We start from the raw sequence: 6,121 nt of genomic DNA on the forward strand, positions 1-6,121 counted from the left end.
TATTTCATTTGCAGCATTTAATCTATCAAGAATTCTCTTAAGCCGATCGGCGTGTTCAGGTTTTATCCCTTTCTTCTTTCCTGTGTAGAAGAAGTCTTCGAGACCTTTATGTTTATTTTATCCTTTTTTTCCAATAGCCAGGTTTTCTGTTTAGCTGCATAATCGCGATAATTATAATTTCATCATCGACGACTTGATAGACTACCGCAAAAGGGAATCGGTTTGTTAGGCAGCGCCTCGTGTTTTTCGAAAAACCGGACCAAGCCAAAGGGAAACTAATTATTCTTTGAATTGTCGAGTAAACTTCTTTTGCAAATTCCCGGCCAAGATCGAAACGACATTCTTCAAAGTAATCGGTCACCTCTAAGAGCTCTTTCTTTGCGTCGGGGTGAAAGGAGTATTTCATTTCGCGAGCTTCTGATTGATTTCTTTAAAAACGTCTTTGCCAGGTATGGTTTTGACTTTACCGGTTCCGATTTCATCGATCCGTTTTTCAGCTTCTTTTGCCCATAACACATCTATCTCTTTTTGCGATGGATGCAAGCTATCTAGAATTTTTTCAACCAGTTTCGTTTTTATGTCTACAGGAAGCGACTCAACCATGGAAATTAATTCATTTGTTTTGATAGTCATATTGTCAACTCCTTTTTCTTATTCTTACTTTAGTATACCGCTATGATTCATAGACTGCTATTCGATATTAATTTTATTAATATCGTTGTTATCATTTGATTTTAATTCCTAACGCTTTAATTCAGTGGTGGTTAAACGGCGTGTTTTTGGCCGTTTAAGCATCCGCTGGAATGGATTGTTAGGTTTGCACTTCATTTTACAACGACCGGTTAAAAGAACAACGGTTGAGTGCAGGGCATTCGGTTTAGTAAAAAGCGCCAATGAGAAGTGTCATTTGCATATCTCTTTGACTCGTCCTATCTCTCCACTAGTTAATCTTACTTTTATGCCATGAGGATGTGAAGGAGACTTTGTCAAAATATCTTTGACAACTCCTTCGGTTAGTTTGCCGCTTTTTTGGTCTTGTTTTAATACTATTTTGACCTTAATGCCTTGCTTTATATTCAATATTTTCCCATCCATAGGTAGGTAGGTATTTTATTTATTAACATAACTATGCTTATACCGACCCGCATAATACTCCAAAATTGCTATTTGTGCCCATATAAGACGCCTCCAGAAATACACCAATTGTCGCTATAATCCATGCTAAGTGCATCTGTTTTGAAGAAATGCTGTTTTATCATGGCGCGTTATATGGATCGGCATATAATCCTCTCTAAAATTATCTTCGAACGTACCCTAAGAGTTGAACTGCTATTGAAGAATCATAAAGTGAAGGCGGTATTTAAAGGTCGGCCGGTGACGGTTACCGTATCCAAACGTCCTATCGGCACACTATAAATCCTCTGGTCGCAATCCGGTATGTTTCGAAATGCGTGAAAGCATCTTAGGGCCGATTTCCTCTTTGTCATGAAAAGCAAAAGTGTAATCTGGATATCCCGATCTTGATAGGACCTTGTGCGAGGAACCCGATTCGCGTTTGACCACCCACCCTATTCGTAGTAGAGCAGCAAGCACTTGCCTCGCGCGTGTGCTCGGCCAGGTACTTATGCGGCCGCAAAGGTAATGTTTTGTAAATCTGGGCTTTCTTCGCCGTGTTCGAGGCGATCAGCTATAACGCGCAAAGCAAGTGCTTGAGCCTTTGCCCTTGCCTCATTTGGCGTCTGTCCGTAAGCCATTACACCGGGAAGTTCAGCGATTTCAGCTAACCATCGCCCATCAACTTCTTGTTCAACTTGTAGAACCAATCTCATATCCTCACCTCTTACACGTTCGCTCTTTAATTTTATCATATTTTTCAATAGGTTTGTTTGGTTTCCTTACTTCGAAGACCTAACGCTCGGGCGTCAGTCGCCCTATTGACTGCAAGACCAGCGAATACTTCCCTTTGTTGACTACGCGCGTTGGTTAGGCCACGGACTCTTCGTTGACATCCCAACCTGGAAACAATAACACTGCAGGATGACACTTTAGAGCGCGAGCAAGAGCCTTTGCACGCTCAACTCCAAGATTTACTCGATCGTTCTCTATTGCAGAAATTGTTGACTGGGGGATCTTTGTCAAGCTTGAGAGTTCATTTTGACTTAGACCTTGAAGTTCTCGGATAATACGTACAGATTCACCAATTGAGACATCAAGAGTCTTCGTCGCTTTACGATATTCCTTGAGATTCATATTTTTACCTCCTTCGATAGTCGTGAGCAGTTATATCAATCACTAAGACAATAACTTCTTGAGAAACCACTTTATAAATCAGCCGATACTGGTATCCCAATCTAGAAGCTCGATGTCCTTTATGTTCACCATGTAAAGCTTCATCATGGAATCCCTTGATGAGTCTGAGCCCCTCCGGTCCCGTTATTCTTACAATATCTTTCCATTTTTCATAACGTTTGAGGACCTGAATAGGTAATTGTTCCATCTCTTTAGCAACGCGCCGGTGCTCATAAATTTCCCACATATCATAAATGTACTATACCATATTGTGTATGTCAAGCAGCCTCTCCGCCTAACGCCCCGAGTTGAGCTGCTGCCCGTAGGGCTGAGGGGTAAACGGGGACCAGATACTTTGGCAACCTGATGCAAAAGGAATATCCACGTTTTCGTTATTGGGGCGGTCATAATTGGATAATGTTACAAGTCCGGCCAGATTAATAGCATCCACCCACAAATTAACAACTTCAATTCCTGTACGTTCATCGGTGTTGTCAATGGTTTCCCAAATCAAGGATTCAGCTTCCGCAGCGTGGGCACCGATATTTTCGTAAAAAGCTTGTCCGAGGACGGCGTTTTTCTTAAACCTCTCTTTTCGGCCAGAAAACGGCCTGCGGTTTTCGATGGAGCCTTGAATCCCAAATAACATGATGCCCCGCTACACCCGGCATTTTGAGCGGGAAGGCAGCCCGGTTTACCATTTGCAATCACGTTCAACTGAACATGCACGTCCATGGTTCGTTTTCAGGAATTACTGCATCGGCAGGGGGCGGTGCATGCAAACGACCATCCTGTGGACGGCATCTTTACCGGGAGATGCTGAAGCAATCGATTTAGACTGTCTTTTACTTTTCGGGCATCCATTCCTTTATCCATTTTTCTGCAATCAAGCCATGAACGATAAAAGGGTCTTTTTCGATTATCGCCGTAGCATCTGCAAGGCCCATAGCCTCAAAAGATATTAAGCCACCACTTCTGTCGGCAAATGGTCCCCCGATATACTTTTCAAAATTATTATTTTTCCAATATGCAATATGAGCGGGAACAACTTCCCGAATTTTGTCAGGGTCGTTTTTCATGAAATAGAAAAAGTCAATACAAATAGACATTGTTGTTTCTCCTTATGAATTTGTTCGGGCATAACGGCTGGCGTTAGTGGCAGTGGGGCGGGCGTGTACTCGCTCCGCGAGCAGGATTCTGCTTGGGCGTAGCATAAATCCAATTTAGCGGGGTGAATCCCCACTGTCCACTGCACGCTTTGTTAGCCTGCTTTAACAATTCAGAATAGCAATCGCGCTATGTACCATACTTGCCCATTTATCAGAGCCCAAGCAATCATAGGTCCGACTACGTTTCGGGTGTATTTGTAGATAAGACCCAGAACAAGAAAAATCGCACTAGTATAGATGGCGTTCGATATGTTTGTGGTTAAGATGTGTATCAGAGCAAAGAGCAAAACGGTTATGATGAGTCCCCAGGGATTTGCTCTCATCCTGCTCTTGAATATGTTGTCGGTATTGACGACTAGCCAAACGAAGAAGAAAACCTCCAATGGCCCCCAGGCGATTATTCCCAATAGAGCATACCAAAGATTCCAGGGAAAACCTAGATGTAACGTTGGACGACTGTCGGTTATCAATCGCCCCGTCATCAGATAGCCAAAACCAAACATTACCACTACGAATAGCGATGATAGCAACAGGGACTTTGCCAACCCCTGACGGGCAAGCCCATATTGCGCCAATTCATCCCTGCAAATCAAAGTGAACAACAGAGGAAGCAAACCTACGGAGACGATCTCGATGTATACAGCAAGGTATGCTCTCTCTCCCGCCAACACTTTCGAAGCCGATGCCAGTTGCACTCCTTGGATTGCCAAAATGATTAGTACTGTCAATGCTGCACCGACGAACCACCACATCCAAGTTGCAATAACTCGGAACAGAGGGTTGTATGCAAAAGTGAACTGTTTGTTCTGTTTCATCTTTCACATCTCTTCGATATATGAGAATACAGATGTCTTAGTAGCGCACCCGACCTTGCTCAATAAAGCGGCATAACGTCTGAAATCAGCGGTGGCGCTTAGCCGTCCGCTGGATTTACTTGTTAGGCGCTTTTTAATTCTCCTTCATTTTTCTACTTCAAGTGCTATGCGACACTCAATGGATTGATACGCTCAATCTTCTTCTTGCTGGCCCGCGCTGCCTCCCAAAGATCTACGGCACGCTGAGCTTTGAGCCAAAACTCCGGCGTATTGCCGAACAAGCGGGCGAGGCGAAGCGCCATCTCGGGGCTGACTGCCCGACGTTCCCGGACCAACTCATTGACCGTCTGGCGCGACACACCAAGCGCCCTAGCAAGACTCGACACGGTGAGGCCGTAATCCGGCAAAAAATCCTCGCGCAGCATCTCGCCGGGATGAGTCGGTCGAATTTTACGCTCTCCAATATTCTGAATACTCATATTTTACACCTCATCTTAGTGGTAGTCCGTAAGTTCTATGTCGTAGGCGTCGCCGTTGACAAACCGGAAACATATGCGCCATTGATCATTGACGGAGATCGAATACTGTCCCTGCCGTTCTCGTTCGAGTTCGTGGAGTCGATTGCTTGGGGGAACCTTCAAGTCATCCAAACCCGTTGCCAAGTCGACGTATTCCAGCTTGCGGATTGCCCGCTTATTGATTTCCGGCGGAAAACGCTTTGATTTACCCTTTTGGTAAAACTCTTGCGTATGCCTATCGGCAAACGTCTTGATCATGCATCAATAGTAAGCTATCACGTGACACTTGTCAATGCAACATGGAATTGTTATGGCCGCCTAACTATGTTTATACTGATCCGCATAATACTCCAAAATTGCTATTTGTGCCCATATAAGGCGCCTCTAGAAATACATCACTTGTCGCTATAATCAATGCTAAATGCACCTGTTTTGACTAAACGCTATTTTATCATGGTGTCTTATGCGGATCGGTATATAATACTGTCTAAAACTGCCTTATTTAACCTTACAACATATCTACCGGGCTACGAACCCCAGCCGGGCCACGGTTAAGGATATGGGTGTAAACTAATGTTTCATGTATATGATGACGGCCTTCTTTGCCGGCGCTTAGATCTTTATGGTGAATCGCCCTGACTTTCCTTAAAGAGAATTAGCGGGGAACGCTCACGCCACGCTGCACTTAGTATGCACCCACGGAAAAAGCCTAGAACCCCTATCTTGGTGATTCTAGGCCTCTGACCTGTGGGCGCTAGAGGATTTGAACCTCTGACCCCTTCCGCGTCAAGGAAGTACTCTCCCCCTGAGCTAAGCGCCCTTATTGAATTGGAGGCGACGACCGGAGTCGAACCGGTGTACATGGTTTTGCAGACCATTGCCTAAGCCACTCGGCCACGTCGCCGTAATGTGATAAATATGGGAGAGAACATTCCCAAAGAGTTCCCTCCCAAACTATTGAGCGGATGACGAGACTCGAACTCGCGACCCCGACCTTGGCAAGGTCGTGCTCTACCAACTGAGCTACATCCGCACTGCGAAAAAAATTTTACCATTAATTTCGGATTTCTGCAAATCCGACGGCATAATTGTTACTGTCAACGTTTAGTAGGCGCATCTCGTTGCTTCTTTATGCGAGCGCTCCTAGTCCAGCAATATCACGCAAAACTCCTACCCATGGACGACTAGAGTAAGGCCCAATAATTGCAGGCAGGTGAGCTTGCATCCAATCGCCGGGAACTTCTGGTAGTGAAATAGCGTTCGACGAAACTGCAGCAGGAAAGCTAGATGGTACGTGGCAGTTCTGTAGGCGCTCAAACAGTTCACCGTT

Annotated in this window: 11 protein-coding genes and 3 tRNA genes; all 14 read right to left on the reverse strand. The window is 44.8% G+C overall.

The window, feature by feature from the left end; translation table 11 throughout:
- Positions 1 to 112 precede the first annotated feature (112 nt).
- Complete coding sequence (locus AUJ82_00010) at positions 113 to 406, reverse strand: plasmid stabilization protein (protein ID OIO61078.1); 294 nt, start codon at positions 404 to 406, stop codon at positions 113 to 115.
- Positions 403 to 627: a hypothetical protein gene (locus AUJ82_00015; protein OIO61087.1), complete on the reverse strand. Its 225-nt coding sequence runs from the start codon at positions 625 to 627 to the stop codon at positions 403 to 405. Before AUJ82_00015 ends, AUJ82_00010 begins: the two co-directional genes overlap by 4 nt.
- A gap of 276 nt (positions 628 to 903) precedes the next feature.
- Positions 904 to 1,095 carry a hypothetical protein gene (locus AUJ82_00020; GenBank protein OIO61079.1) on the reverse strand — a complete coding sequence of 64 codons (192 nt, stop codon included), beginning with the start codon at positions 1,093 to 1,095 and terminating at the stop codon, positions 904 to 906.
- Positions 1,096 to 1,622: 527 nt separating this feature from the next.
- The gene (locus AUJ82_00025; protein OIO61088.1) at positions 1,623 to 1,829 is read right to left on the reverse strand and encodes a HicB family protein; all 207 of its coding nucleotides are present in this window, start codon (positions 1,827 to 1,829) and stop codon (positions 1,623 to 1,625) included.
- 154 nt (positions 1,830 to 1,983) lie between these two features.
- Complete coding sequence (locus AUJ82_00030) at positions 1,984 to 2,250, reverse strand: transcriptional regulator (protein OIO61080.1); 267 nt, start codon at positions 2,248 to 2,250, stop codon at positions 1,984 to 1,986.
- A gap of 4 nt (positions 2,251 to 2,254) precedes the next feature.
- Positions 2,255 to 2,536 carry an addiction module toxin gene (locus tag AUJ82_00035; protein ID OIO61081.1) on the reverse strand — a complete coding sequence of 94 codons (282 nt, stop codon included), beginning with the start codon at positions 2,534 to 2,536 and terminating at the stop codon, positions 2,255 to 2,257.
- A gap of 48 nt (positions 2,537 to 2,584) precedes the next feature.
- Positions 2,585 to 2,938 carry a hypothetical protein gene (locus AUJ82_00040; protein OIO61082.1) on the reverse strand — a complete coding sequence of 118 codons (354 nt, stop codon included), beginning with the start codon at positions 2,936 to 2,938 and terminating at the stop codon, positions 2,585 to 2,587.
- 196 nt (positions 2,939 to 3,134) lie between these two features.
- Positions 3,135 to 3,398, reverse strand: coding sequence for a hypothetical protein (locus AUJ82_00045; GenBank protein OIO61083.1), 264 nt, complete (start codon positions 3,396 to 3,398; stop codon positions 3,135 to 3,137).
- Between the two features lie 170 nt (positions 3,399 to 3,568).
- Positions 3,569 to 4,273 (reverse strand): hypothetical protein, encoded by a 705-nt coding sequence (locus tag AUJ82_00050; GenBank protein ID OIO61084.1) that lies wholly within the window; start codon positions 4,271 to 4,273, stop codon positions 3,569 to 3,571.
- Positions 4,274 to 4,437: 164 nt separating this feature from the next.
- On the reverse strand, positions 4,438 to 4,752 hold the full coding sequence (locus tag AUJ82_00055; protein ID OIO61085.1) for an addiction module antidote protein, HigA family: 315 nt from the start codon (positions 4,750 to 4,752) through the stop codon (positions 4,438 to 4,440).
- 15 nt (positions 4,753 to 4,767) lie between these two features.
- The gene (locus AUJ82_00060) at positions 4,768 to 5,049 is read right to left on the reverse strand and encodes a plasmid maintenance system killer (protein ID OIO61086.1); all 282 of its coding nucleotides are present in this window, start codon (positions 5,047 to 5,049) and stop codon (positions 4,768 to 4,770) included.
- A 490-nt stretch (positions 5,050 to 5,539) separates the two neighbouring features.
- Positions 5,540 to 5,611 (reverse strand) — tRNA-Val (locus AUJ82_00065).
- 9 nt (positions 5,612 to 5,620) lie between these two features.
- Positions 5,621 to 5,695: transfer RNA gene (locus AUJ82_00070), tRNA-Cys, on the reverse strand.
- A gap of 53 nt (positions 5,696 to 5,748) precedes the next feature.
- Positions 5,749 to 5,824 (reverse strand) — tRNA-Gly (locus tag AUJ82_00075).
- Between the last annotated feature and the right edge of the window lie 297 nt (positions 5,825 to 6,121).

The organism is Verrucomicrobia bacterium CG1_02_43_26 (assembly GCA_001872735.1).
In the GTDB taxonomy this organism is placed as follows: Bacteria; Verrucomicrobiota; Verrucomicrobiia; order Opitutales; family CG1-02-43-26; genus CG1-02-43-26.